This is a genomic window from Taklimakanibacter lacteus (assembly GCA_003576695.1).
Lineage (GTDB): Bacteria > Pseudomonadota > Alphaproteobacteria > Rhizobiales > Aestuariivirgaceae > Taklimakanibacter > Taklimakanibacter lacteus.
This window is the reverse complement of record QOZQ01000002.1, coordinates 214,380-235,730: the sequence shown is the minus strand read 5'-3', so window position 1 is coordinate 235,730 and position 21,351 is coordinate 214,380. Positions and strand designations below refer to the sequence as shown.

Below are 21,351 nucleotides of genomic sequence, written 5' to 3'. Positions count from 1 at the left end.
GTTTCCCCGTCAATCGCGATACGGCAAGTTGATGTCCTCGCCGGTATAGCGGCGCCAGCGGCGGCGGAAGACTTCCCACTCCGCCTCCTCGCGGCTGGTGAATACCGGCTCGTCCTCGACGACGATCGGGCCATCGAGCCGGTTGGGCGGCATGGTGCCGAGGACCCATTCGGCGAAAGGCTTGCGGCAGATCAGCACGATCTGATAGCCCGTCGTGTCGTTGCGCATGATGTTGAGCAGGCGCTGCAGGCCCGGGCTGTGAGCGCCAATGGGCTGCGCCCGGAATTCCTCGATATATTGCCGGTCACGCTCGGCATCGATCTTGTAGACCATCGTCAGGCTCCGCCTGTTCCCTCGAGTTCCACACCTATGCTTGCAGCTGGGTGCGCCCTGATCAAGCCCGGCAGCAAGGCCAGGTCGCGGATCGCGTGATCCGCATCGGTCACCCCTTCGTTCAGATGATCGTAAGCGATCACCAGGAGGCCGGCGGCCCGGGCCGAGCGCCTGCCGGTGGCACTGTCCTCGATGGCGGCGACCTCATGCGGCTTGAGGCCAAAGCGCGTGCAGCCCGTGGCATAGGGTTCGGGATGCGGTTTGCCATGGCCGACGTCATCGATACTGATCGAGAATTCGATCACATCCTGCAGGCCCAGCGCATCGATATTGGCATCGAGAATCAGGCGGCTGGCATTGGAGACGCAGATCTGGGCAATGCCGGCCTGGGCGAGCTGCCTGACCGTCTCGACCGCGCGTGGCATCGGCACCAGGAGATTGCGATGCTTCACATAGTAGTCGTCATTGGCCTGCACCCAGTCAGCCTCGCGCGCCGATGCCGGCATGCGCGGGGCGAGCGCCCGCCACACATCGCCCATATGGACGCCGCGAAACTCATCATCGGAGATGTCGGAGATGTCTACGCCCCATTTGCCGCAGGCGGCGAAGAGAGCGTCATGATGCAGAGGCTCGCTGTCGACCAGCGTGCCATCGACATCCCAGGCAATGGCGCGAATGGTCATGATGTTTCCCTGATTTCAAGTGCGGCGATCGGCTGATAGAGCCGCCGGAAGGACGCATAGCCCTTGGCATAGACGGCTGCGTGAGCCGGGTTGGGCTCGAGACGATCGGCGAAGCTGACGAAGCGCGAGATGGCCGACCAGTCATGGGCCAGCCCCAGGCCCATCGCCGCCGTCCAGGCGGCGCCGAGGCACGAGCCCGGATGGCCCGCGAGGCGCTGCACCGGTTTCTGCAGCACATCGGCGACGATCTGCATCCATACCGCGCTCTTCGATCCGCCATCGGAAGCGACATAGGTCTCCGTCGCATGGCCCATGTCGTTGAGCACCTCGATATGATGGGCGATGCCATAGGCATAGGCTTCAAGCAGAGCGCGCCACAGATGGGCGGGGCCATGGGCAAGACTCAAACCGAGGATGGCCCCCCTGACATCGGCATCATGGACCGGTGTCTTCTCGCCCAGGAAATAGGGAAGGATCTGCACGCCTTCGGCACCCGCCGGGATGCCGGCCGCCAGCCTGTCGAGCCATTGATGCACGCTCATGCCGGCCGCTTCCGCCTTGCCGCGCTCGCCCTCGGCGAAGCTCGCAGCAAACCAGTTGAGACCGGAGCCTCCGGTCGCCATGCAGCCATTGGGCACATAGAGGCCGGGCACCAGATGATAGTCGAGATACATGCGGGGATCGGGCGCCACCCGATCGGTGGCGATCAGCACATCGACAGAGCCGCCGAATTTGAGCAGCACTTCGCCCTGGCGCGCGATGCCGGCGGCAAGTGCCGAGGCTATATGATCGGCGGCCCCGGCAATGACCGGCGTCCCCTGGGCGAGACCCGTATCCCCGGCCGCGATTTCGGTGATGTGGCCCAGGAGCTCATGCGAGACGGTCTTGCGCGGCAGCGCCTTGCGGGGAAGGTCCGAAAGCTTCACCAGCTCATCATCGATCGCATGGGTCTCGAGATTGACGAAGCCGCCTTCCAGCGCCCAGTTCTGCTCGACCGCGCGTTCGCCGGTGAGCCGCCAGTTGATATAGTCATAGGAGCCGAAGACGGTCGCTATTTTCGCGAAAATTTCCGGCTCATGCTTCCTGATCCACAGCAGCTTGGCGATGACGAGCTGCTGGTTGACGCCGTTGCCGGTCTTGCGCGTGAATTCCGTCTCATCCACCTTGCGACGCAAGTCCTCGACCTCGGCGGCGCAGCGCGCATCGCTCTGCTGGATGCTGGGCCGCAGAAGCTTGCCGTCGGCATCGAGCAGCAGCACAGCCGGCAGCATGCCGGTGACGCCCACCGCCTTCACGTCGGATGCCTTGATGCCGCCGACCGCCAAGAGCTCGCGCGCGATCTCGCCGACATTCGACCACCATTGCCCGGGATCCTCCTCGGCCCAGCCCGGATGTTTGGCGGTCAGCGTCACCGGGCGCGTGGCGATGTGAAGGATGCGGTCAGGCAGGCCGATCAGAATGCCGATCGTCGATGTCGTGCCGATATCGAAACCGATGACATAGCTCATGAGCGGGCTCGTCAGCGCAAGGTCCCGACCTTGTCCATGAACCGCTTGACGCGGGCGGCATCGACGGCGTTCCAGGTATTGCCGTCGACCTTGAAATGCGTGCCGATGACGATGCCGTCGGCGACGGAGAGAACATCGGCGACATTGTCGAGATTGACGCCGGTATTGGCGAAGACCGGCACCGACTTCACCGCATCCTTGACCTTGCGCAGGTCGGACTGCGCCGCGGGCTCACCGGTGAGCGGGCCCGAAACCAGGATCGCATCGGCGAGCGAGGAGAAGACGGCGCTCTTGGCGCGCAATTCGATCGGACGCTGGTCGAGCGAATGGGCAAATTCGGCATTGATGTTGAAGAGCAGCTTCACGCCGGCACAGCCGAGATTGGTCCGAAGCCGCGCCGCGCCGGCGCAATCGGGCTCCCAGATACCCATGTCGGAGGCGAAGACGCCGGTGAATATCTCGCGCACGAATTTGGCGCCGGTCGCCGCCGCGATCGCAACGCTGGCTTTCGGATCCCACAGGTAATTGACGCCGAACGGCACCTTGAGCGCCGGCTTCACCGCCTGGACCACCGCCGTCATCGCCGCAATGCCTTCGAGAGGGGCCGAGAAGACATAGGGACGATCATTCTCATTGCCGAACATGATGGCATCGACACCGCCGGCCTGCAGCTTCTCGACATCCTTCAGCACGTCTTCGATCAGCCTGGCCACGCCCGCTTTCGCGTCGTAGAGCGGCGCGCCCGGCAGAGCCCCGATATGGGCCATGGCAATGACGGGCTTCTTCTTGGGCCCAAAGAACTCAAACGGCATCTGGACAGTCTCCTGGAGGATCGATCACGAAGAAATGGAAGCGGGACGGGCAATGCGGATCTCGACATTGGCCTCAGCCAATGCGACAGCCAGATCGCCGACCGGCGCCTGGTCGGTGATCAGCATGTCGATCGTCTCGAGGCCGGCCACCTGGACCAGCGACAGATGATTGAACTTGGCGGCGTTGCACAGGAGAACCTTGCGGCTGGAGCGGCGCAAATAGACGCGCTTCAGCTCGCTGTCTTCGAGCGAATAATCGAAAAAGCCGGCCTTGGTGAGGCCGGATGCGCCGAGGAACGCGATGTCGAACCACAGCTGCTCGAACTGGGCGACGGCGGTAGGCCCGCACATCGACATCTCGTCGCCGCGCACCTCGCCACCCGGCAGATAGACATCACGCCTTTCGCGGCCCAGCAAGGTGGCGATGCGCAGCGAATTGGTGAAGACCTTGATCGAGGGAAAGCTGGCGAGGCGCGCGGCGAGCACGAATGTGCTCGAGCCGACGTCGAGCGCCACCGTCTGGCGCGGGCTGATGAGACTCAGCGCTTCCGATGCGATCGATTCCTTGGCGAAATTGTTCTGGCGCAGGCGCTGCTCGAAAGCCGGCTCCTCACGGTCGAAAGCCGGCATCGTCGTCCCTTCGGGGGCGATGGCGCCGCCATGGGTGCGGATCAGGCGGCCCTCGGCCTCGAGATCGATGAGGTCCCGGCGGATCGTCATTTCAGAAACGGCGAGCGCCGCGGCGACCTCGGCCACCGAGACGAAGCCCGATTTGCGCAATTGCTCGACGATGTGGGCCTGGCGCAGCTCTCCCGGCATCCGCCGGACAACTTCGCTGCGCGGTTCGGTCAGGGAAACAGGCGGATCTGAGGGCGTCGCCATATGAACGAATCCTTATGGGTTTCGATCAAGGGATAGCACAGCTCCAGGGTGGTTCAAACAAAATCGAACACAACAAAGTGTTTTACACTTCATATTTGTTACGATATGTGTGGTTTCAAACATTACTGAACGGGAATCATGGCGGACGCTTCACAAAAAGTTCCGACGCTAGGGGCCGACCTGAAAGGCCAGACGGCCATCGTCACCGGCGGCGCCACGGGCATCGGCAAGGCCATTGCCACGGCACTCGCGGCCCATGGGGTGCGCATCGTCATTGCCGATCTCGACCAGGCTGCCGCCCGGAAAGCGGCCGCGGATCTCGGATCAGGGAATGCCGCCTTCGGCATCGATGTCAGCCAGCGCGCATCGGTCGAGAAAACCTTCGCCGAGATCGAGCAGGCGCTCGGCGGCTATGAAATACTGATCGCCAATGCCGGCGTGTCGACCATGAACCGCGCCGTCGACCTCACCGACGAGGAATGGGATTTCAACTTCGCCGTCAATATCAAAGGCATCTTCCTGACCAACCAGGCGGCGGTCCGCTATTTCGAGAGGACCAAGAAGAAGGGCGTGATCGTCAACACAGCGTCTCTCGCCGGCAAGGTCGGCGCGCCCTTGCTGGCGCATTATTCCGCCAGCAAGTTCGCGGTCCTCGGATGGACGCAGGCGCTGGCGCGCGAGGTCGCGGCGCAAGGCATCCGCGTCAATGCGGTCTGCCCCGGTTTCGTCAAGACCTCGATGCAGGAACGCGAAGTGGCGTGGGAAGCCAGATTGCGCGGCCTGACGCCCGAACAAGTGATCAGGGACTATGTGAACCAGACGCCGCTCGGCCGGCTCGAAAAGCCGGAAGATGTGGCAGGTCTCGCCGTGTTTCTCTGTTCCGATGCCGCCCGCTTCATGACCGGGCAGGGGATCAATGTGACCGGCGGCGTTTACATGGGCTGATCTTGTGAGGGCGGCGGACTCTCACAAGGTGAAATGGAGCAACTCCGAGAGAACGAGGCCGGCGGCGCCGCGCAATGCCGCCCGGTCCTCGAGATCTCCCATGACGAGTTCGATATCGCCACCCGGGCGCCAAGGCACGAGATCGCGAACATGCTGAGTTATGGCATCGAGCAAGCGAGACCCGCCCCCGACGACATCGCCATGCAGGACGATGAAGTTCGGCGCCATGGTCTGTTGCAGATTAGCAATGCCTATCGCGACATTGCGGGCATAGCGGTCAAGCAGTTCCGCGGCGCCCGCGGCACCGCTCTCGGCCAGCGCAACGAGACGCTGCGAATCCATCATTTCCGCGGCAGCGAGGCCGGCGAGCCGGGCCTCGCGGCGCAGCCAGCCCAGCGTGGCGATGGTCTCCCAGCAGCCCCGGCGGCCGCAGCGGCAGATCGAGCCGTCAACGGCCACGAAAGTATGGCCAAGCTCGCCGCCGGCGCCGGCGCGCCCGCGATAGAGATGACCATCGAGGAACAGGGCGCCGCCCAGCACCTCACCCGTATAGATGACGGCGAAGTTGCGCTTGCCGCGGCCGATGCCGAACCAGCGGTCGCCGACCAGCAGCGCGCGCGGATGATGGTCGACGCGCGTGGTCAAACCGAAACGGCGCGTCAGCTCCTCGCCCAACGGGAAATGGGCCAGCAGCGGCGCCAGGTTCACGGCGACGATCGCGCCCCTGTCGGTATCGATCATGCCGCCGGCCGCCACGCCGATGCCGAGCGGCGGGCGGTGGGCGAGTGCCAGGGTCTGGCTGATCGAGGCGAAGATCGTGCGCGCCAGGATCTCGACCTCGCCGGCTTCCGGCGGGAAGTCCGCCTTGACTTCCGCCGTGATCGTGCCGCTCAGCGAAACCAGGCAGCAATGGACACTGTCATGCATCAGGAGCACGGCGCAGATCGGCGCCGCATCTCTGGCGAACCACATGGGCTTGGCCGGCTTGCCGCCGCTTCCCTTCGACGGCAGGGGATCGCCATCGACGAGCAGGCCCTGATCGATCAGGGGCTGGATGATGCCGGTGATGGTGGCGCGGTTCACGCCGACATGGCGGGCGAGCTCGGCACGGCTGGTGGGGCCGAGATCGAACAGCGCCTGCAGCACGCGGCCGCGATTGGCGAGGCCGATGGCGGAGGACGAGATCAGGCCCTGGCTTCGGCGGGGACGCGCCTCATCGAACAATTCGCTCATCGCCGTCAGACCGGCTTTTTCTTTTTCGGACGACGATCTTCCGTCGGACGCCATCGCTCTCGATCCTTTTCGACCCGGCATGGCCGGGCGAATCCTACATGCTCTGCGCGAGGCCTAGCACCGGGAAGCCTTGTCGGCGAATCCCATGGCGCTGCACCCCTCCGGCTCGCGCGCCGCCTTGACGATACCGTAAGTATGTGCAAGCATCAAACAAACATAAGAAGGTGGCAAGTTAAAAAGATCCGGTTTCCCAGGCGATGGGTCTCCAGCTCTTTCGACGGGCTCATTCTGCTGTTGCCCCAGGCAATGGCGGATGCCGGTCCTCACCAGCCGACCCATCAAAAGAAATGACCCAGACATCCGTTTGACGTCACAACAGGAGGAGGAACGACCATGATGACGACGCCTAAGATTTCCCGCCGCACCGTCTTGAAAAGTGGCGCCGCCCTTGCCGGCACCAGCGCCCTCGGCTTGAAGCCCAGGCGGGCTTCGGCGCAGGACAAGACGCTGCGCGTCCTGCTTGCCGGCGATCCCTTCTACTACGCCATCGAAGGCCTTGCCGATCAGTTCCAGCAGGCCACCGGCATCAAATTGCAGATCGAGGCGATCTCGCTCGAGGCGCTGCAGGCGCGCCTCACCTCGTCCTTCATCAGCAACCAGCCGGATGCCGATGTCATCTCGGTCGACCAGATGTGGCTCGGCCAGTATCTCGAAAGCAAATGGATCCTGCCGCTCAACGAGTTCATCAAGGCGGACAAGGACACCGACATCGCCGATTATGTGCCGCAGGCGCTCTATTCGATGAATACCTGGCGCGGCCAGGTCGGCACGCTCCCCGTGGCCACCTATGGCCAGACCGTCCTCTACTACAAGGATTATGTCGAGCAGGCCGGCGTCAAGATCCCGACCGACGGAAGCTGGAGCTGGGCCGACTATCTGGCGATCGTCGAGAAACTGAACGGCAAGGACTTCTCCGGCGCCAAGATGGCCGGCACCGTCGTTTCGGGCCAGCAGCCGGCGCCGGTCGTGCATATGTTCACGCAGCTTGCCGCCAGCATGGGCACGCACTGGTTCAAGCAATTCCCGACCGGGAAATGGGATTTCGAGCCGACCATCGATTCACCCGAAACGCTGGAAGCGCTCAAGACCTTCCAGGCGCTCTACAAGAATTCGCCACCGGAGGCGGTCGGCTATAACTGGTTCGATGCCGGCATGCGCTTCGCCAAGGGCGATATCGGCATCTTCTACTGGTGGACGCCTTACGCCTATCTGTGCAAGAAGGACGGCTATATGACGGGCAAGGATTCCGTCATCGCCGACAAGATCGGCATTGCCCGGCTGCCGACGGCGCCCGGCAAGAAGCAGGTCGTCAGCATCGGCGGCCACAGCCTCGGCATCGCCGGCAACACCCAAAATCGCGATGCCGCCTGGCAATTCATCAAATGGGCGACGTCCGCCAAGACGCAGAAGGAAATGGCCCTCTTCAACAAGTTCGGCTACCAGTTCTCCGACTTCGCGAGACCGTCCCTCTACAAGGACCCCGATCTCATCAAGATCTACCCGCATCTGCCGGGCCAGCTGGCCGATCTCGAGGAGGGCAATGGCAAGATCGTGCGGCCGCCCTGCCCGGTCTACACCACGCTCGAAGGCATCTATGGCCTCAATCTCAACAAGGTGCTGTCGGGAGAATTGACGCCGGAACAATGCCTGAAGGAAACCTCGGTGTTCTTCCAGACGATCCTCAAGGGCAACTTCCTGATCCCCTATCAGCAGGCGTCCTATGACGACACGCTCGATGCCACCAAGGCCTTGATGGCCTCGCTGGCGTAGAGAGAACGGGCGCGCGGGCCACACCTCCCGGCTCGCGCGTCCTCCACCAATCCGTCATCCCGGCGAAAGCCGATATCCATTGAACAGGTGAAAGCGGGCAGCGTTGTTCGCCTGGAGCGAATTCAGGGGATCCCGGCTTTCGCCGGGATGACGAAAAGGGCAGTAGATGAACAGCACCTTGGCCCATAGACCGCGGCGCCTGCCAGCCTTCATTCCCTGGCTGCTGATCAGCCCGTCGATCATCCTGCTCGTGGCGCTGATCGCCTTTCCGCTGCTCTTCGCCCTCAAGAACAGCTTCTATTTCTGGAACCTGCAGATGAGCCCGACGCCCATGGGCTTCATCGGCTGGGGCAATTACGAGATGGCGCTGTCGGGCGGGTTCTTCTTCGGCGCGCTTCTCAACACGCTGCTCATCACCGTCGTCGGAACGGCGATCGAATTCACGCTCGGACTCGCAATAGCGCTGCTGCTGGTCCACAAGGTGCCGGGCATGAATATGACGCGGGCCCTCCTCATCATGCCGACGACCATCGCGCCCATCGTGGTCGGCTTCCTGTTCCGCTACATGTATGACCCGGGTGGCGGCCTCATCCCGTGGCTTCTGACCTCTCTCGGCATCCCGCTGCCGCCGCAAGGCATTCTCGGCTCGAGCACCACCGCGCTGTGGGCCGTGCTGTTCGCCGATATCTGGCAATGGACGCCGTTCTTCGCCATCGTCCTCTATGCCGGACTGCTCTCGATACCGCCCGACATCATCGAGGCGGCGCGCATCGACAAGGCCTCGCCCTGGGCGATGCTGATGAGGATCAAGATCCCGCTCATCAAGAAGACGGCGATGATCGTGATCATGCTGCGCTTCATGCAGCTGTTCAACACCTTCGACCTCGTGCTGGTGCTGACCAAGGGCGGCCCCGGCGCCTCGACGCGCACGCTCGGCTACAGCCTCTATCAATATGGCCTGGTCGACTTCAATATCGGCCTGGCCAGCGCCATGACCTGGCTCATGGTCATCGTCGTCAACGCCATCATCGCGCTCCTCGTCTTCTTCGCCTTCAAGGAGTTCGACTGATGACGAGGTCCGTGCCGGCGAAAGCCGCCGTCTATGCCCTCATGCTGCTGATGCTCGTGGTCTTCATCGGGCCGATCTTCTGGTTCGTGCTGCTGGCCATCCGCCCGGCCGACACTTTCTTCACCATGCCGCCGGTCACCGCCTTCACGCCCATCTGGGATTCGGTCAATTACGCCTTTGGCGATCCCGGCAACAACCTGCCGCAGCTCTTGAACAGCCTCATCGTGGCGGCGGGCGCGGTAATGCTCAACCTGCCCTTCTCGCTGCCCGCCGCCTATGCGCTGTCGCGCTTCCGCATCAAGGGCCGCAAGCATCTGATGATGTGGTATCTGGGCCTCCTGATGGCGCCGCCGGTCGCCTTCCTCATCCCCTATTCGATCCTCGCCAGCGCTGTCGGGCTCAAGGGCAGCTATTTTTCGATGATCCTCATCCTGCAGACGCTGACCATTCCCTTCTCGATCTGGCTGTTGCGCAGCTTCATCGACGAAGTGCCGGTCGAGATCGAAGAGGCGGCGCGCGTCGACGGCGCCTCGACCGCCACCATCATCGGGCGCATCGTGCTGCCGCTCATTTTGCCCGGCGTCATCGTCACCTCGATGTTCGCCTTCGTCTTCTCGTGGAACAATGCCGCCTTCCCGCTGGTGCTCAGCAACCGCGAGACGGCGACACTGCCGGTCGGCACGCTGCGCTATTTCGGCACCGCCGGCGTCACCTGGGGCTTCATCGCCGCGGCCGCGGTCGCCGCCATGATCCCTCCCATGCTCATCTTCCTGGCGCTCGACCGCTATGTCGTGCGCGGGCTCACTTTTGGTTCAGTAAAGGGCTGACATGACTATCTCGAAGACAGGCAAAACGAAATTCGGCGTCGTCGGCGCCGGCCTCTGGGGCTCCTTCCACTGCAAGACGCTGAACGCGTTGCCCGGGGCCCAGATCGCCGCGGTCTGCGATCTCGATCCCAACCGCGCCCAGGCGATGCAAAAGGAGTTCGGCGCAACCAAGGCCTATACGGATTATCGCGAGCTCATCGCCGACCCGCAAGTCGAGGCGGTGACGGTGGCGACGCCCGATTTCGCCCATGGCGACATCGTGCTGGCGGCGATCAAGGCCGGCAAGCATGTGCTCAGCGAAAAGCCGCTCGCCACGACGCTGGCCGAAGCCGAGAAGATCGCCGAGCTTGCCGCCAAGAGCAAAGCCAAGGTGATGGTCGACTTCCACAACCGGGTCAATCCGGCCGTCCATGCGGTCAAGGAAGCGATCACAGCGGGCGAGATCGGCGCACCGCTCCATGCCTCGGCGAGGCTTTCCAACACGCTCTTCGTCCCCTTCGAGCTCCTGAGCTGGGCGGCCAAATCTTCCGCTCTGTGGTTCCTCGGCAGCCATGCAGTCGATGCCTTGCGCTTCGCGCTCAATGCCGAAGTGGTGCGGGTGCAGGCGATGAAGCGGCATGGCTTTCTTGCGAGCCAAGGCGTCGACACGGCGGATGTGCATCTGGCGCTGCTCGAATTCGACAATGGCGTCATTGCCTCGCTCGAGAACAGCTGGGTGCTGCCGCGCGACCTGCCGCTGGTCTTCGACTTCAGGGCCGAGATCGTCGGCGAGAAAGGATCGCTCGCGATCGACACCGCGCAGAACGGCACCTTCAAGAAATATACCGGTGCAGGCTTGCGGGGCGGCGACATGCTGGGCGTGACGCCGGCGGCGGGCGGGCGTATCGGCGGCTTCGTCATGGAAGCGATCGCGCGCTTCGTCGATGCGGTGACGCATGATCTGCCCGTGCTCGCCGATGCCGCGGACGGGCTCGCCGTCACCCGTGTCCTGACCGCAATCGAGGAAGCGACGCGGACCGGCGGTGCCGTCAAGCTCGAGCGGGCGCGCTGATGGCGACTTTGAGCTTCCAGTCGGTCGGCAAGCGCTTCGGCGACGGGACACTGGCGCTGTCGCGCGTCGATCTCGATGTGAAGGATGGCGAGTTCCTGGTGCTGGTCGGCCCGTCGGGCTGCGGCAAGTCCACGCTTCTGCGCAGCGCCGCCGGGCTCGAGACCCTGACCGAGGGACGCATTGCGATCGGCGGGCGGGATGTCACCGATCTCGGCCCCGGTGATCGCGACATCGCCATGGTGTTCCAGAATTACGCGCTCTATCCGCATATGGATGTGTATGAGAACATGGCCTTCGGTCTTGGCCAACGGAAAATACCGAAGGACATCATCAGGCAGAAGGTCGAGCAGGCGGCGCGAACCCTCGACCTCATGCCCTATATCCACAAGAAGCCCGGCACCTTGTCGGGCGGCCAGCGCCAGCGTGTGGCCATGGGGCGCGCCATCGTGCGCGATCCGCAATGCTTCCTGATGGACGAGCCCCTGTCCAATCTCGACGCCAAATTGCGCGTGCAGATGCGCGCCGAGCTGAAGCTGCTCAATGCCAGGCTCGGCGTCACCACGCTCTATGTCACGCATGACCAGGTCGAGGCGATGACCATGGGCGACCGCGTCGCGGTGCTGCGGCCGGTCAGCGACGAGAGCCAGAGCAATCTTCAGCAATGCGCCGCACCGCGCGAGCTCTATGAGAAGCCGGTCAATCTCTTCGTCGCCGGCTTCATCGGCTCGCCGGCGATGAATTTCATCACGGTAAGGCCTGTGCGCAAGGGCAAGACACTGCGCTGCACCATCGCCGGAACCGACATGACCCTGCCGCTTACCCCCCAGCAAGCTGCGGCGCGGCCCTTCCTCGACCAATGGATCGATCGCGATCTCATCCTGGGGGTCAGACCGGAAGCTTTCCTCTATCCCAATCCCACCAGCGGCGGCCTCCGAAGCGAAGTGCTGATCACCGAAATGACCGGGGCAGACGCCTATGTCTTCTTCGAGCTGAGGGGCACCGCGTCAAACCGGATCACCGCGCGCATCGATCCGCGCCATCTTCCCGAACGCGGTGCCGCGCTGGAGATCGGCGTCGACATGGAGCGGGTGCATTTCTTCGATCCCGGCAGCGGACTCGCCTTAAGAGGCTAATCCCTCTCATCCCGTCATTCCGGCGAAAAGCCGGGATGACGAAAATTTTATAGCGCTCAGGCTTCCTCTTCCACCGTCCAGGAATGGGTGATCTTCGCGGTCTTGGCCAACATGATCGAGGCCGAGCAGTATTTCTCGGCGGAGAGATTGATGGCGCGCTCGACCGCCGCTTCCTTGAGCTTGCGGCCCTTCAGCTTGTAGGTGAGATGGATGGCGGTGAAGATCTTTGGATCGGTCTTTTCGCGCTCGGCGGTCGCCTCGACATCGCAACTCGTCACCGCCTCGCGGCCTTTTTCGAGGATGTGCACGACGTCGAAAGCGGTGCAGCCGGCAAGCCCAATGAGCAGCATCTCCATCGGCCTTATGCCCAGATTGCGACCGCCCGCTTCCGGCGCGCCGTCCATGACGACGGCATGGCCGCTGCCCGATTCACCTACGAAAGTCCGGCCTTCCAGCCACTGGACGCGCGCCTTCATCACTTGCTCTCACACAAATAGTGTTCGTGACTGGCGTATAAACCTAGAGCCGTCCGTTGGCGAGGGCCGCGCCGATCATGCCTGCCCGGCCTTTGAGCAGGGACTGAAGGATCGGCACATCCTTGGCCGGCCGATGCCAGATACTCGAGCGCGCCGTTTCGCCGATTGCCCGCCAATAAGGCCCATCGAAGCTGACCAGGCCGCCGCCGACGACCACTCTTTGCGGGTCGAGCATGTTGACGAGAAAGCCGATGGCATTGCCCAGTACGTGCCCACCCTTTTCGAGGACACGTGTCGCTTTCGTCTCGCCACGCGCGGCAGCGGCAATGAGATCGGCGGCGGTCTCGAAAGCGAGGCCCGCCTCGCGCGCCTCGCGCACCAGGCCGGCACCGCCGGCGCGATCCTCGATGATGTCGGGCGCGCCGCTGTCGCGGCCATTGGCAAGATCGATCGGTGACATGCCGAGACAGATGGCCCAGCCATGCGCGCCATTATAGCAATCGGAGCCTCTCATCAGCACGCTCGATATGCCGGTGCCGGCATTGACGTAAACCCATTGCTTCATGTCGCGGCCGGCGCCGAACCTCGCTTCCGCCAGGGCCGCGGCATGGACGTCGGATTCGATCACCACCGTCTCGAAATCATAGAAAGCATCTCGCAGCTGCGCATCCGTCACATCGACACGATGGGCACTGACGATGCGGCCCTGATTGTCGACCAGCTCGCACAGGCCGATGCCGATCTTGGAGACCTCGGCCTCCTCGCGCATATGCGCGACGATCGCCTGCAGCCGGTCGACATAGGGCTGGCCCGTCTCGGACAGGTCCGGGGTGTCGAAGACCTCTTCGGCAAGGACATTGCCGGTGTCGAGGTTGATCAGACCGACCGCGGTCTTGCTGCCGCCGATATCGATGCCAATGGCGTTGCTCATGGCTTCACCTGATAGTGGGGCGCGACGCCGAAGACGAAGGTCGCCGGCTCCTTGCCCATGTTCCAGTATTGATGCTTCTCTCCGGCCGGGATGAAGAAGCCATCTTTGGGATGGATCTCGAACCAGGTCTGGCCGTCCTTTTCGGGGACCAGGATGTTGAGCGTGCCGGAGAGGAGATAGAGGCATTCATCGCCGCCATGCGCCTGGAGCGATGAGGCGCGGCCCGGCGCCACGCTCGAGCGCCCGGCGGTCAAATGCTCGGTCGCGGCATAGAGACCGGTGAGCACGCCCTGGTCGGCGCCGTCGAGCTCCCAAAGGAGATCGGCATCGCGCATGACCCGCATGGTCGCGCCGCTGCGCTGCTCCGAGGCCGCCAACGGCCAGCGACCGATGAAGCCATCCTGCCGGTATTTCGGCTGCTCGACATAGGGCCTGGTGCGGGCATAGGGCCCTGACGTTCCGGTCGAGGGCGGGGGCGCGAAATATTCGAGCACGCGCAAGGGCTCGGCCGACAGGCTGAAGCCGTGATGCCAGGTGTCCTTTCGGAAGAAGATCGCCTCACCCGTCTGCGCCACATGAACTTCACCGGTTTCCGGATTGGCGGACCCCAAAGTGCCTTCCAGCACATACAGGACTTCGTCCGCCCCGAAGACCGTCGGGCGATCCGTGGAATGCCGGAATGCCCCATGCGGGGGAAGGCCGAAAACCAGCTGATGGATCTTGTCGGTCGAGGCGTAAATCCAGTCATCGACGAAGCCTGCCGTTTCGTCGCCCCACAAAAACCGAGTCACGCCAGCATAGGGAATGTGGGTGGCGCCGGAAAAAGTGGGGCGGGGCGAGGACTTATAGGCCATGGGTCTCCCGACGGAACAAAGACACTTGATTTGTACTGACTGGACGGTATATTAAAACCATGGGGAAAGGCAAGACCAAGCGGAACACCCGCGACCTGATTCTCGATGCCGCCGAGATCATCGTCGACCGGGATGGCGTGAACGCCCTCACCTTCGACGCGCTCGCGGCCGAAGCCGGGGTGAGCAAGGGCACCACCCTCTATCATTTCGACTGCAAGGAAGCGCTCACCTCCGCGATGATCGAGCGCTTCGTCGCCCGTTTCGACACCGCCTGGGCGGATGCCATTCTCGAGGACAAGGAAACGCTCGGGCGCAATACCCGCGCCTATGTGACGGCGACCTTCAATGGCGAAGCGATCACCGGCAAGACCTTCGACAAGGTCAATGGCGCCATCACCGCCGCCCTCACCAATTTTCCCGAGCGCGTCGAACCGGTACGCCAGCAAGGCCAGCGCCACCAGACCGCCATCCAGACCGACGGGCTGGATCCGATCTTCGCGACGATCATCCGCATGGCCAATGACGGCCTGTGGTTCGCCGAGAGCTTCAACCTCATGAGATACGATGCGAAGCTCAAGCAGGCGGTGGCCGAGCGCCTCGTTTCCTGGACGAAACTGCAATGCCTGCCCTCCGCAGCTGAGCGTGGTGGGCCTGGTCCGGTGCGCGAATGCGATGGCACATCTGCCAATGACGCATTGCGGTCGATCACCGAATAACGAATCTCAACTTGCCATCTGGCCAGCTTCGGCCAGGATCCACTCCCTGAACAGGACCGTCTTGCGCGGCACCCGCGCCGCTTCGGGATAGACAAGATAATAATTGAAGCCCGTGGTCGCCGTCACATCGAAGGGCTGGATGAGTTTGCCTTCTTTGAACTCCTGGGTCACGAAGCCCAGATGCACCACCGCCAGGCCGTGGCCGGCGGCGGCAAGGACGGCTGCCATTTGCTGGGTCTCGACATCGACACCTGGCCGCGACAGAGCGGCGGGCGGCTTGAGCCCTGCGGCGGCGAACCAGACCGGCCACCAATCATCGCGCGGCCCGATGAAGATGCAGTCGGTAAGATCGGCGGGCGATTTCGGCTTGCCGATCTTCTCATAATAGAGAGGACTGCAGACGACGGTGAAATTGCCGCCGCCGAGCAGATGACTCCTGAGACCGGGCCAGTTTCCCTTGCCGGAACGAATCGCGGCATCGACCCTGTCATTGTGGAAATCGACCAGATGATTGGAGACGTCGAGCTTCACCGCGATATCGGGATTCTGCATCTGGAAACTGCCGATGCGCGGCGCCAGCCAGGTCGAGGCGAAGGTCTGCATGGTGGAGATCACCAGCAGATTGGTGGTCTCGCTCCTGGCCGACTGAAAGGCTTGCGTCAGATCATTAAGGGCACGGCGCACCATGGGCGCCACCGTCCTGCCCTGCTCGCTCAAGGCGACGCCGCGTGCCTCACGCAGGAAAAGCGGCGCGCCGATGAAGCTCTCCAGCAGCTTCACCTGATAGCTCACGGCCGACTGGGTCATGTTCAGCTCATTGGCCGCCCTGGTGAAATTCAGGTGGCGGGCCACGGCATCAAAGACCTTCACGGCCTGCAGGGGAGGTGTCTCAGCCATTGGGAGCCATCAAACTATTTGATGCCTGATAGCACATTTCGCATTGGAAACCATAGGAAAAGCAGATCATATTTACCATCAATTCGATGGCTTACAGGAACAATGAGGCCCGCTATGACACTCACAACCCGCCTTTCCCGGCTGTTTTCGATGGTCCAGAGCCGTTCTGCCGCAGGCCGAGCGACGCCCCGGCTCGACGCCCTTCGTCTAAGCAACCACGATCTCGCCGATCTCAATTTGCCGCCCTCCTACCGGGCCCAGATCGATTTCGACCGCAGCTTCCAGATTCCCGATCAGCATCGCTGAGCCTTATGCCCGCTTCCGCCTGCCGCGGAAACGGGCATAACCTGCGGGTTCACCAGAGTGATCCAGAAATCATTTTACTTGGCCCCGGTTTGCAACCAACCTGCGCCCGAAAATCATGCGCACGCAGGTCGCCATTATCGGATCCGGGCCGTCGGGGCTCCTGCTTGGCCAAATTCTGAGCGGTGCCGGGATCGCCAATGTCGTCGTTGACCGCACCCGCAGGGACCACATACTGGCGCGCGTCAGGGCCGGCGTCCTCGAGCAGGGAACTGTTCGCGTCCTCGATCAGGCCGGACTCGGCGCGCGGCTTCACAACGAGGGGCTCATTCATGACGGCTTCTCGCTCGCCTTCGACGAACGCGATCATCGTATCGATCTTGCCGGACTGACCGGCGGCAAGCATGTCACCGTCTACGGCCAGACCGAGATCACCCGCGATCTGCTCGATGCGCGCGAAACGGACGGCATGCTCAGTCTCTATGATGTCGAGGATGTCGTCCCGCACGACTTCGACGGTGAGCGGCCTTATGTCACCCTGATCCACGACGGCAAGCCCTTGCGCATCGATTGCGACTTCATCGCCGGATGCGACGGCTTCCATGGCGCAAGCCGGCGCGCCGTTCCCCCTTCCGCCATGACCTGCTACGAGCGCATCTATCCCTTCGGCTGGCTCGGCCTTCTGGCCGAAGTGCCGCCGGTCAGCCACGAGCTTATCTACGCCAACCATGCCCGCGGCTTCGCGCTTTGCTCGATGCGTTCGCTGAGCCGCAGCCGCTACTATGTGCAGGTGCCTGCCGGCGAAAAAGTCGAGGCCTGGAGCGATCAGCGCTTCTGGGATGAATTGCGGGCACGGCTTCCCCGCCACCATGCCGAGAAAGTGACGACCGGACCCTCCTTCGAGAAATCGATCGCGCCGCTGCGCTCCTTCGTCGCCGAGCCGATGCGTTTCGGCCGCCTCTTCCTGGTCGGCGATGCGGCGCATATCGTGCCGCCGACCGGCGCCAAGGGACTCAATCTGGCGGTCGGCGATGTGCATTATCTTTCCGAGGGCCTGTGCGAGCACTATCGCGAGGGGTCCGAGGCCGGTCTCGAAGCCTATTCGGCGCGGGCGTTGTCCAGGGTGTGGAAGGCGGTCCGCTTCTCCTGGTGGATGACGACGCTGCTGCACCGCTTTCCGGAAGCGGGTGCCTTCGAGACCAAGATTCAGCTGGCCGAGCTCGACTATCTCACCCATTCGAGGGCGGCCGCGAGCATGCTGGCCGAGAACTATGTCGGCCTGTCCTACTGAGGCAAGGCCGCCGCGACTTCGCGAATGCTGCGCACCAGGAGATCAAGCGCCGGCGAGGGCGTCGCATCGATGCGCATGGTCAGGCCGACGGAGCCCCTGGTCTCGCTGGTGTCGATGGGAAGGGATGCCAGCACGCCCTCGGCGATATCGGCTGCGACGACGCCCGCCGAAATGATCCAGATGGCGTCGGTGGCGCGCACGAATTCGCGACCGAAGGAATGCGAGATCGTTTCGATATGGCTCGGCAAGGTCGCGATGCCGTTGCGGATCAGGAGCCGGTCGACAAAGGGTCGGATGATCGATTCGCGCGTCGGCATCAGCACGACATAGTGAGACAGCTCGGGGAAGCCTGACGCTTTCTCACTGAGCAGCGGATGACCGGCTCTGACGACGAACTGCACCTCCTCGGAATAGAGATGCTCGAAGGAGAAGCCGCTCATATTCTGGGGCGCGGCGAGCCGGCCCACGACGATATCGAGCTCGCCGACGCGCAATTGCTCGAGCAGCAGGGAATTCTCGCCGGTGACGACCTTGACGCGGCTGCCAGTCGTCTCGGAGAGAAACATCATCATCGCCTTCGGCATGATGCGGGTGGAGACCGTCGGCAGCGCGCCGACGCGCAGGGGCGGTGCGGCGCCAAGGCGTTCGGCCGAGACGGAATCGATCCCTTGCCGAAGCGCCGACAAGGAGGCGCCGGCATGACGCAGGAACACTTCGCCATGGCGGGTCACCCGCATGCCGCGCCCGTCGCGCTCGAGCACGCGCACGCCGAGCGCCTCCTCGAGCTCGCGAATGGTCTTGGTCACCGCCGGCTGGCTGACATGCAGGCGATCGGCCGCCCTCATCACACTCCTGTGCTTGGCGACTTCCACGAAAGTCTGGAGATGGCGGATCTTGATGCGTTGGTCGATCATCGCTCAACCATAACTCCAATGTTAACGGAAAGGCCTAAAATATCATTTTACCTAACCAAACTAAAGTATGACAGTCGCCTCAAGGAGGCTTTCGTGAAATTCGCCCGCATCAACGGCACGGTCATCCACTACCAGCTGACCGGCGCGTCATCCGCGAAGCCCGTGATCGTCTTCATCAATTCGCTCGGCACGGACTTTCGGATCTGGGGAGCCGTCGAGCAGTTTCTGGCGGATGATTTCGCGATCCTCACTTATGACAAGCGCGGCCACGGACTGTCGGAGCTCGGCGATGCGCCGCACCGGATCGAGACCCATGCACGCGATCTCGCCGGTCTGCTCGACCATCTGGCGATCAGCCGCGCCGTGATCTGCGGCCTGTCGATCGGCGGGCTCATCGCGCAATGCCTCTATGCTCTGCGACCCGATCTCGTCAGCGCCCTGATCCTCTGCGACACGGCGCATCGCATCGGAACCGCCGACAGCTGGAATGCCCGCATTGCTGCGGTGGAGACCGCGGGCATCGCAAGCTTTGCCGATCGCGTGATGGAATTGTGGTTCACGCCGGACTTCCACAGCAAGCGGCCGGACGAGCTCGCCGGCTGCCGCATGCTTCTCGTCCGTCAGCCACCCGAGGGCTATGCCGCCGCCTGCGCCGCCATCCGCGATGCCGACTTCACCGAGACGGCACGGCGCATCGCCGTGCCGACACTTTGCGTCGTCGGCGATCAGGACGGCTCGACACCGCCTGATCTCGTGAAGTCGCTGGCCAAGCTCATTCCTGGCGCCCGCTTTGAAATCATCGCCGGGGCCGGCCATATTCCTTGCATCGAGCAGCCCAAGGCGCTCAGCATGCTGATCCGTGATTTCACCAAGACAATGGCAGGAGCATCTCATGGCTGACAGCAGCCGCACGACCGAGCGCTATCGGCAGGGCCTTGCGACAAGGCGCGCCGTGCTGGGCGATGCCCATGTCGATCAGGCGCAGTCATCGGCGACCGAGTTCGACCGCCCGTTCCAGGACCTCATCACCGAGGCCGCCTGGGGTGCCGTATGGTCGCGGCCCAACTGGACGAAGCGTGAGCGCTCGATCGTGACACTGGCACTCCTCGCGGCGCTTGGCCATGACGAGGAATTCGCCATGCATGTGCGCTCGACCGCCAATACGGGCGCCACACGCGAGGATGTGGCGGAAGCGCTTCTGCATGTGTCGATCTATGCCGGCGTGCCCGCCGCCAACACCGCGATCAGGATCGCCAAGCAGGTCTTCGACAAGCTCGATGCGGATAAAGCCGCCTGAGATGACCGGAAACACCAAGCAAATGCCGAAAGACGGCGCCTTCCTTCCGCGCGACCGCAACTGGCAGCCCCCGGCACTGGCGCCGGCGTACAAGTCTTCCATCCTGCGCTCGCCGCAACAGGCGCTGCTTAGCCTCGACAACACGCTGTCGGAGATCACCGGTCCGGTCTTCGGCCACTCCCTGCTTGGCCGTCTCGATGGTGATCTGATCCACAATTTCGCGAGGGCGGGCGAAGCGGCGATCGGCGAGCGCATCATCGTGCATGGAAAGGTGCTCGACGAAGCAGGCCGGCCTGTTCCCAGCGTGCTGCTCGAAGTCTGGCAGGCCAATGCGGGTGGGCGCTATCGCCACCGCAATGAGCGCTATCAGGCATCGCTCGATCCGAATTTCGGCGGCTGCGGACGCTGCATCACCGACGAAGCCGGCCGCTATCGGTTCCTGACCGTCAAGCCCGGTCCCTATCCCTGGCCGAACGGACCCAATGACTGGCGCCCGTCCCACATCCATTTCTCGCTTTTCGGCACGGGCTTCGCACAGCGCCTGATCACGCAAATGTACTTCGAGGGCGATCCCTTGATCTGGCGCTGCCCGATCGTGCGCAGCATTCCCGACAGGCGCGCCATCGAGCAGCTCATCGCGCTCCTCGACATGGAGAACACCATCCCGATGGACGCGCGCGCCTATGAATTCGATATCGTGCTGCGTGGCCGGCGATCGACCATGTTCGAGAACCGCCTGGAGGGAAACTGATGGCCGAAGATGCAAGGCGGTTGAAGGAAAGCGCTTCGCAGACCGCCGGGCCATATGTCCATATCGGCCTGATGCCGAACTTCGCCGGCATAGGTGGCGTCTATGATTCCGATCTCGGCAGTGCGATGGTCAATGACCGCACACTGGGCGAACGCATCACGGTGACGGGCGTGATCGTCGACGGGGCCGGCGCACCACTCAAGGATGCGCTGATCGAGATCTGGCAGGCCGACGCCGCAGGCCTCTATAACAGCCCGGCGGAGACACGCGGTGCCGCGGACCCGAACTTCACCGGCTGGGGACGCTGTGCGAGTCATGCCGAGACCGGCGCCTTCATTTTCAGGACGATCAAGCCGGGACGCGTTCCCTTCATCGACGGCCGCCCGATGGCCCCGCATATCACCTTCTGGATCGTCGCCCGCGGCATCAATATCGGCCTGCAGACGCGGATGTATTTCGCCGACGAGATGGCGGCGAATGACGCGGATCCGTTGCTTCTGCGCATCGAGTCCCGGCATCGCATCCGGACCCTGATTGCACCGCGCGAGGGCGACACTTATAGGTTCGACATCCATCTGCAGGGCGACCGGGAAACTGTATTTCTGGATATCTAGG

The 21,351-nt window shown here is 63.2% G+C and carries 24 protein-coding genes; 13 read left to right on the top strand and 11 right to left on the bottom strand.

The window, feature by feature from the left end; genetic code table 11:
• Nucleotides 1–9: 9 nt before the first annotated feature.
• The 5 genes from DT068_RS04160 to DT068_RS04140 are packed head-to-tail and all read right to left on the bottom strand — an operon-like array spanning nt 10 to nt 4,155.
• A complete protein-coding gene (locus tag DT068_RS04160) occupies nt 10–333 on the bottom strand; it encodes a N,N-dimethylformamidase alpha subunit family protein (RefSeq protein WP_119388521.1) in 324 nt (107 codons plus the stop codon).
• Nucleotides 334–335: 2 nt separating this feature from the next.
• Nucleotides 336–1,016 (bottom strand): HAD family hydrolase, encoded by a 681-nt coding sequence (locus DT068_RS04155; RefSeq protein ID WP_119388520.1) that lies wholly within the window; start codon nt 1,014–1,016, stop codon nt 336–338.
• Complete coding sequence (locus DT068_RS04150) at nt 1,013–2,524, bottom strand: FGGY-family carbohydrate kinase (protein ID WP_119388519.1); 1,512 nt, start codon at nt 2,522–2,524, stop codon at nt 1,013–1,015. Before DT068_RS04150 ends, DT068_RS04155 begins: the two co-directional genes overlap by 4 nt.
• 11 nt (nt 2,525–2,535) lie before the next feature.
• The gene (locus DT068_RS04145) at nt 2,536–3,336 is read right to left on the bottom strand and encodes a BtpA/SgcQ family protein (RefSeq protein WP_119388518.1); all 801 of its coding nucleotides are present in this window, start codon (nt 3,334–3,336) and stop codon (nt 2,536–2,538) included.
• Nucleotides 3,337–3,360: 24 nt separating this feature from the next.
• A complete protein-coding gene (locus DT068_RS04140) occupies nt 3,361–4,155 on the bottom strand; it encodes a DeoR/GlpR family DNA-binding transcription regulator (RefSeq protein WP_438816412.1) in 795 nt (264 codons plus the stop codon).
• A gap of 201 nt (nt 4,156–4,356) precedes the next feature.
• On the opposite strand from DT068_RS04140, the gene DT068_RS04135 reads away from it, so the two are divergent.
• Complete coding sequence (locus DT068_RS04135) at nt 4,357–5,163, top strand: SDR family NAD(P)-dependent oxidoreductase (protein ID WP_119388516.1); 807 nt, start codon at nt 4,357–4,359, stop codon at nt 5,161–5,163.
• 21 nt (nt 5,164–5,184) lie between these two features.
• Here DT068_RS04135 and DT068_RS04130 read toward each other — a convergent pair whose 3' ends face one another.
• Nucleotides 5,185–6,450 carry an ROK family transcriptional regulator gene (locus tag DT068_RS04130; protein ID WP_368904420.1) on the bottom strand — a complete coding sequence of 422 codons (1,266 nt, stop codon included), beginning with the start codon at nt 6,448–6,450 and terminating at the stop codon, nt 5,185–5,187.
• A 339-nt stretch (nt 6,451–6,789) separates the two neighbouring features.
• Between DT068_RS04130 and DT068_RS04125 the strand changes: the two genes are divergently transcribed.
• From DT068_RS04125 to DT068_RS04105, 5 genes are all read left to right on the top strand, one after another.
• Nucleotides 6,790–8,226 (top strand): substrate-binding domain-containing protein, encoded by a 1,437-nt coding sequence (locus DT068_RS04125; protein WP_119388514.1) that lies wholly within the window; start codon nt 6,790–6,792, stop codon nt 8,224–8,226.
• A 166-nt stretch (nt 8,227–8,392) separates the two neighbouring features.
• A complete protein-coding gene (locus DT068_RS04120) occupies nt 8,393–9,295 on the top strand; it encodes a carbohydrate ABC transporter permease (RefSeq protein WP_119388513.1) in 903 nt (300 codons plus the stop codon).
• On the top strand, nt 9,295–10,122 hold the full coding sequence (locus DT068_RS04115) for a carbohydrate ABC transporter permease (RefSeq protein WP_119388512.1): 828 nt from the start codon (nt 9,295–9,297) through the stop codon (nt 10,120–10,122). The genes DT068_RS04120 and DT068_RS04115 overlap by 1 nt, the downstream gene beginning before the upstream one ends.
• Before the next feature lies 1 nt (nt 10,123).
• On the top strand, nt 10,124–11,173 hold the full coding sequence (locus DT068_RS04110) for a Gfo/Idh/MocA family protein (RefSeq protein WP_119388511.1): 1,050 nt from the start codon (nt 10,124–10,126) through the stop codon (nt 11,171–11,173).
• Nucleotides 11,173–12,306, top strand: coding sequence for an ABC transporter ATP-binding protein (locus DT068_RS04105; protein WP_119388510.1), 1,134 nt, complete (start codon nt 11,173–11,175; stop codon nt 12,304–12,306). Before DT068_RS04110 ends, DT068_RS04105 begins: the two co-directional genes overlap by 1 nt.
• Before the next feature lie 56 nt (nt 12,307–12,362).
• On the opposite strand, the gene DT068_RS04100 is transcribed toward DT068_RS04105, so the two are convergent.
• The 3 genes from DT068_RS04100 to DT068_RS04090 are packed head-to-tail and all read right to left on the bottom strand — an operon-like array spanning nt 12,363 to nt 14,567.
• A complete protein-coding gene (locus DT068_RS04100; RefSeq protein WP_119388509.1) occupies nt 12,363–12,782 on the bottom strand; it encodes an OsmC family protein in 420 nt (139 codons plus the stop codon).
• A 43-nt stretch (nt 12,783–12,825) separates the two neighbouring features.
• Nucleotides 12,826–13,713: an ROK family protein gene (locus DT068_RS04095; protein WP_119388508.1), complete on the bottom strand. Its 888-nt coding sequence runs from the start codon at nt 13,711–13,713 to the stop codon at nt 12,826–12,828.
• Nucleotides 13,710–14,567 carry a cupin domain-containing protein gene (locus DT068_RS04090; RefSeq protein WP_119388507.1) on the bottom strand — a complete coding sequence of 286 codons (858 nt, stop codon included), beginning with the start codon at nt 14,565–14,567 and terminating at the stop codon, nt 13,710–13,712. Before DT068_RS04090 ends, DT068_RS04095 begins: the two co-directional genes overlap by 4 nt.
• 59 nt (nt 14,568–14,626) lie before the next feature.
• Here DT068_RS04090 and DT068_RS04085 point away from each other — a divergent pair, with 59 nt between their 5' ends.
• Complete coding sequence (locus DT068_RS04085; RefSeq protein WP_119388506.1) at nt 14,627–15,283, top strand: TetR/AcrR family transcriptional regulator; 657 nt, start codon at nt 14,627–14,629, stop codon at nt 15,281–15,283.
• A 6-nt stretch (nt 15,284–15,289) separates the two neighbouring features.
• Here DT068_RS04085 and DT068_RS04080 read toward each other — a convergent pair whose 3' ends face one another.
• Entirely contained in the window at nt 15,290–16,180 is an 891-nt protein-coding gene (locus DT068_RS04080; protein WP_119388505.1) for a LysR substrate-binding domain-containing protein, read from the bottom strand.
• A 114-nt stretch (nt 16,181–16,294) separates the two neighbouring features.
• Here DT068_RS04080 and DT068_RS04075 point away from each other — a divergent pair, with 114 nt between their 5' ends.
• Together DT068_RS04075 and pobA are read left to right on the top strand one after the other, a co-directional pair.
• Nucleotides 16,295–16,486, top strand: coding sequence for a hypothetical protein (locus DT068_RS04075; protein WP_119388504.1), 192 nt, complete (start codon nt 16,295–16,297; stop codon nt 16,484–16,486).
• A 115-nt stretch (nt 16,487–16,601) separates the two neighbouring features.
• Nucleotides 16,602–17,774 (top strand): 4-hydroxybenzoate 3-monooxygenase, encoded by a 1,173-nt coding sequence (gene pobA / locus DT068_RS04070; protein ID WP_119388503.1) that lies wholly within the window; start codon nt 16,602–16,604, stop codon nt 17,772–17,774.
• On the opposite strand, the gene pcaQ is transcribed toward pobA, so the two are convergent.
• On the bottom strand, nt 17,768–18,688 hold the full coding sequence (gene pcaQ, locus DT068_RS04065; RefSeq protein ID WP_119388502.1) for a pca operon transcription factor PcaQ: 921 nt from the start codon (nt 18,686–18,688) through the stop codon (nt 17,768–17,770). The genes pobA and pcaQ overlap by 7 nt on opposite strands.
• A gap of 93 nt (nt 18,689–18,781) precedes the next feature.
• Between pcaQ and pcaD the strand changes: the two genes are divergently transcribed.
• Genes pcaD through pcaG form a run of 4 tightly spaced genes read left to right on the top strand, consistent with a single transcriptional unit; the run spans nt 18,782 to nt 21,350 of the window.
• On the top strand, nt 18,782–19,588 hold the full coding sequence (gene pcaD / locus DT068_RS04060; RefSeq protein WP_119388501.1) for a 3-oxoadipate enol-lactonase: 807 nt from the start codon (nt 18,782–18,784) through the stop codon (nt 19,586–19,588).
• On the top strand, nt 19,581–19,985 hold the full coding sequence (gene pcaC, locus DT068_RS04055; RefSeq protein WP_119388500.1) for a 4-carboxymuconolactone decarboxylase: 405 nt from the start codon (nt 19,581–19,583) through the stop codon (nt 19,983–19,985). Before pcaD ends, pcaC begins: the two co-directional genes overlap by 8 nt.
• A 22-nt stretch (nt 19,986–20,007) precedes the next feature.
• Nucleotides 20,008–20,736 carry a protocatechuate 3,4-dioxygenase subunit beta gene (gene pcaH, locus DT068_RS04050; RefSeq protein WP_438816410.1) on the top strand — a complete coding sequence of 243 codons (729 nt, stop codon included), beginning with the start codon at nt 20,008–20,010 and terminating at the stop codon, nt 20,734–20,736.
• Nucleotides 20,736–21,350 (top strand): protocatechuate 3,4-dioxygenase subunit alpha, encoded by a 615-nt coding sequence (gene pcaG / locus DT068_RS04045; RefSeq protein ID WP_119388498.1) that lies wholly within the window; start codon nt 20,736–20,738, stop codon nt 21,348–21,350. Before pcaH ends, pcaG begins: the two co-directional genes overlap by 1 nt.
• Nucleotide 21,351: the final 1 nt, after the last annotated feature.

Coding starts and splice junctions, on each gene's coding strand:
- DT068_RS04085 (WP_119388506.1), top strand. CDS start 14,627: ATGGGGAAAGGCAAGACCAAGCGGAACACCCGCGACCTGATTCTCGAT.
- pcaG (WP_119388498.1), top strand. CDS start 20,736: ATGGCCGAAGATGCAAGGCGGTTGAAGGAAAGCGCTTCGCAGACCGCC.
- pcaQ (WP_119388502.1), bottom strand. CDS start 18,688: ATGATCGACCAACGCATCAAGATCCGCCATCTCCAGACTTTCGTGGAA.
- DT068_RS04090 (WP_119388507.1), bottom strand. CDS start 14,567: ATGGCCTATAAGTCCTCGCCCCGCCCCACTTTTTCCGGCGCCACCCAC.
- DT068_RS04075 (WP_119388504.1), top strand. CDS start 16,295: ATGACACTCACAACCCGCCTTTCCCGGCTGTTTTCGATGGTCCAGAGC.
- DT068_RS04120 (WP_119388513.1), top strand. CDS start 8,393: ATGAACAGCACCTTGGCCCATAGACCGCGGCGCCTGCCAGCCTTCATT.
- DT068_RS04135 (WP_119388516.1), top strand. CDS start 4,357: ATGGCGGACGCTTCACAAAAAGTTCCGACGCTAGGGGCCGACCTGAAA.
- DT068_RS04140 (WP_438816412.1), bottom strand. CDS start 4,155: ATGCCGGGAGAGCTGCGCCAGGCCCACATCGTCGAGCAATTGCGCAAA.
- pobA (WP_119388503.1), top strand. CDS start 16,602: ATGCGCACGCAGGTCGCCATTATCGGATCCGGGCCGTCGGGGCTCCTG.
- pcaC (WP_119388500.1), top strand. CDS start 19,581: ATGGCTGACAGCAGCCGCACGACCGAGCGCTATCGGCAGGGCCTTGCG.
- DT068_RS04095 (WP_119388508.1), bottom strand. CDS start 13,713: ATGAGCAACGCCATTGGCATCGATATCGGCGGCAGCAAGACCGCGGTC.
- DT068_RS04155 (WP_119388520.1), bottom strand. CDS start 1,016: ATGACCATTCGCGCCATTGCCTGGGATGTCGATGGCACGCTGGTCGAC.
- DT068_RS04160 (WP_119388521.1), bottom strand. CDS start 333: ATGGTCTACAAGATCGATGCCGAGCGTGACCGGCAATATATCGAGGAA.
- DT068_RS04125 (WP_119388514.1), top strand. CDS start 6,790: ATGATGACGACGCCTAAGATTTCCCGCCGCACCGTCTTGAAAAGTGGC.
- DT068_RS04110 (WP_119388511.1), top strand. CDS start 10,124: ATGACTATCTCGAAGACAGGCAAAACGAAATTCGGCGTCGTCGGCGCC.
- DT068_RS04115 (WP_119388512.1), top strand. CDS start 9,295: ATGACGAGGTCCGTGCCGGCGAAAGCCGCCGTCTATGCCCTCATGCTG.
- pcaH (WP_438816410.1), top strand. CDS start 20,008: ATGCCGAAAGACGGCGCCTTCCTTCCGCGCGACCGCAACTGGCAGCCC.
- DT068_RS04145 (WP_119388518.1), bottom strand. CDS start 3,336: ATGCCGTTTGAGTTCTTTGGGCCCAAGAAGAAGCCCGTCATTGCCATG.
- DT068_RS04130 (WP_368904420.1), bottom strand. CDS start 6,450: ATGGCGTCCGACGGAAGATCGTCGTCCGAAAAAGAAAAAGCCGGTCTG.
- DT068_RS04080 (WP_119388505.1), bottom strand. CDS start 16,180: ATGGCTGAGACACCTCCCCTGCAGGCCGTGAAGGTCTTTGATGCCGTG.
- DT068_RS04105 (WP_119388510.1), top strand. CDS start 11,173: ATGGCGACTTTGAGCTTCCAGTCGGTCGGCAAGCGCTTCGGCGACGGG.
- DT068_RS04100 (WP_119388509.1), bottom strand. CDS start 12,782: ATGAAGGCGCGCGTCCAGTGGCTGGAAGGCCGGACTTTCGTAGGTGAA.
- DT068_RS04150 (WP_119388519.1), bottom strand. CDS start 2,524: ATGAGCTATGTCATCGGTTTCGATATCGGCACGACATCGACGATCGGC.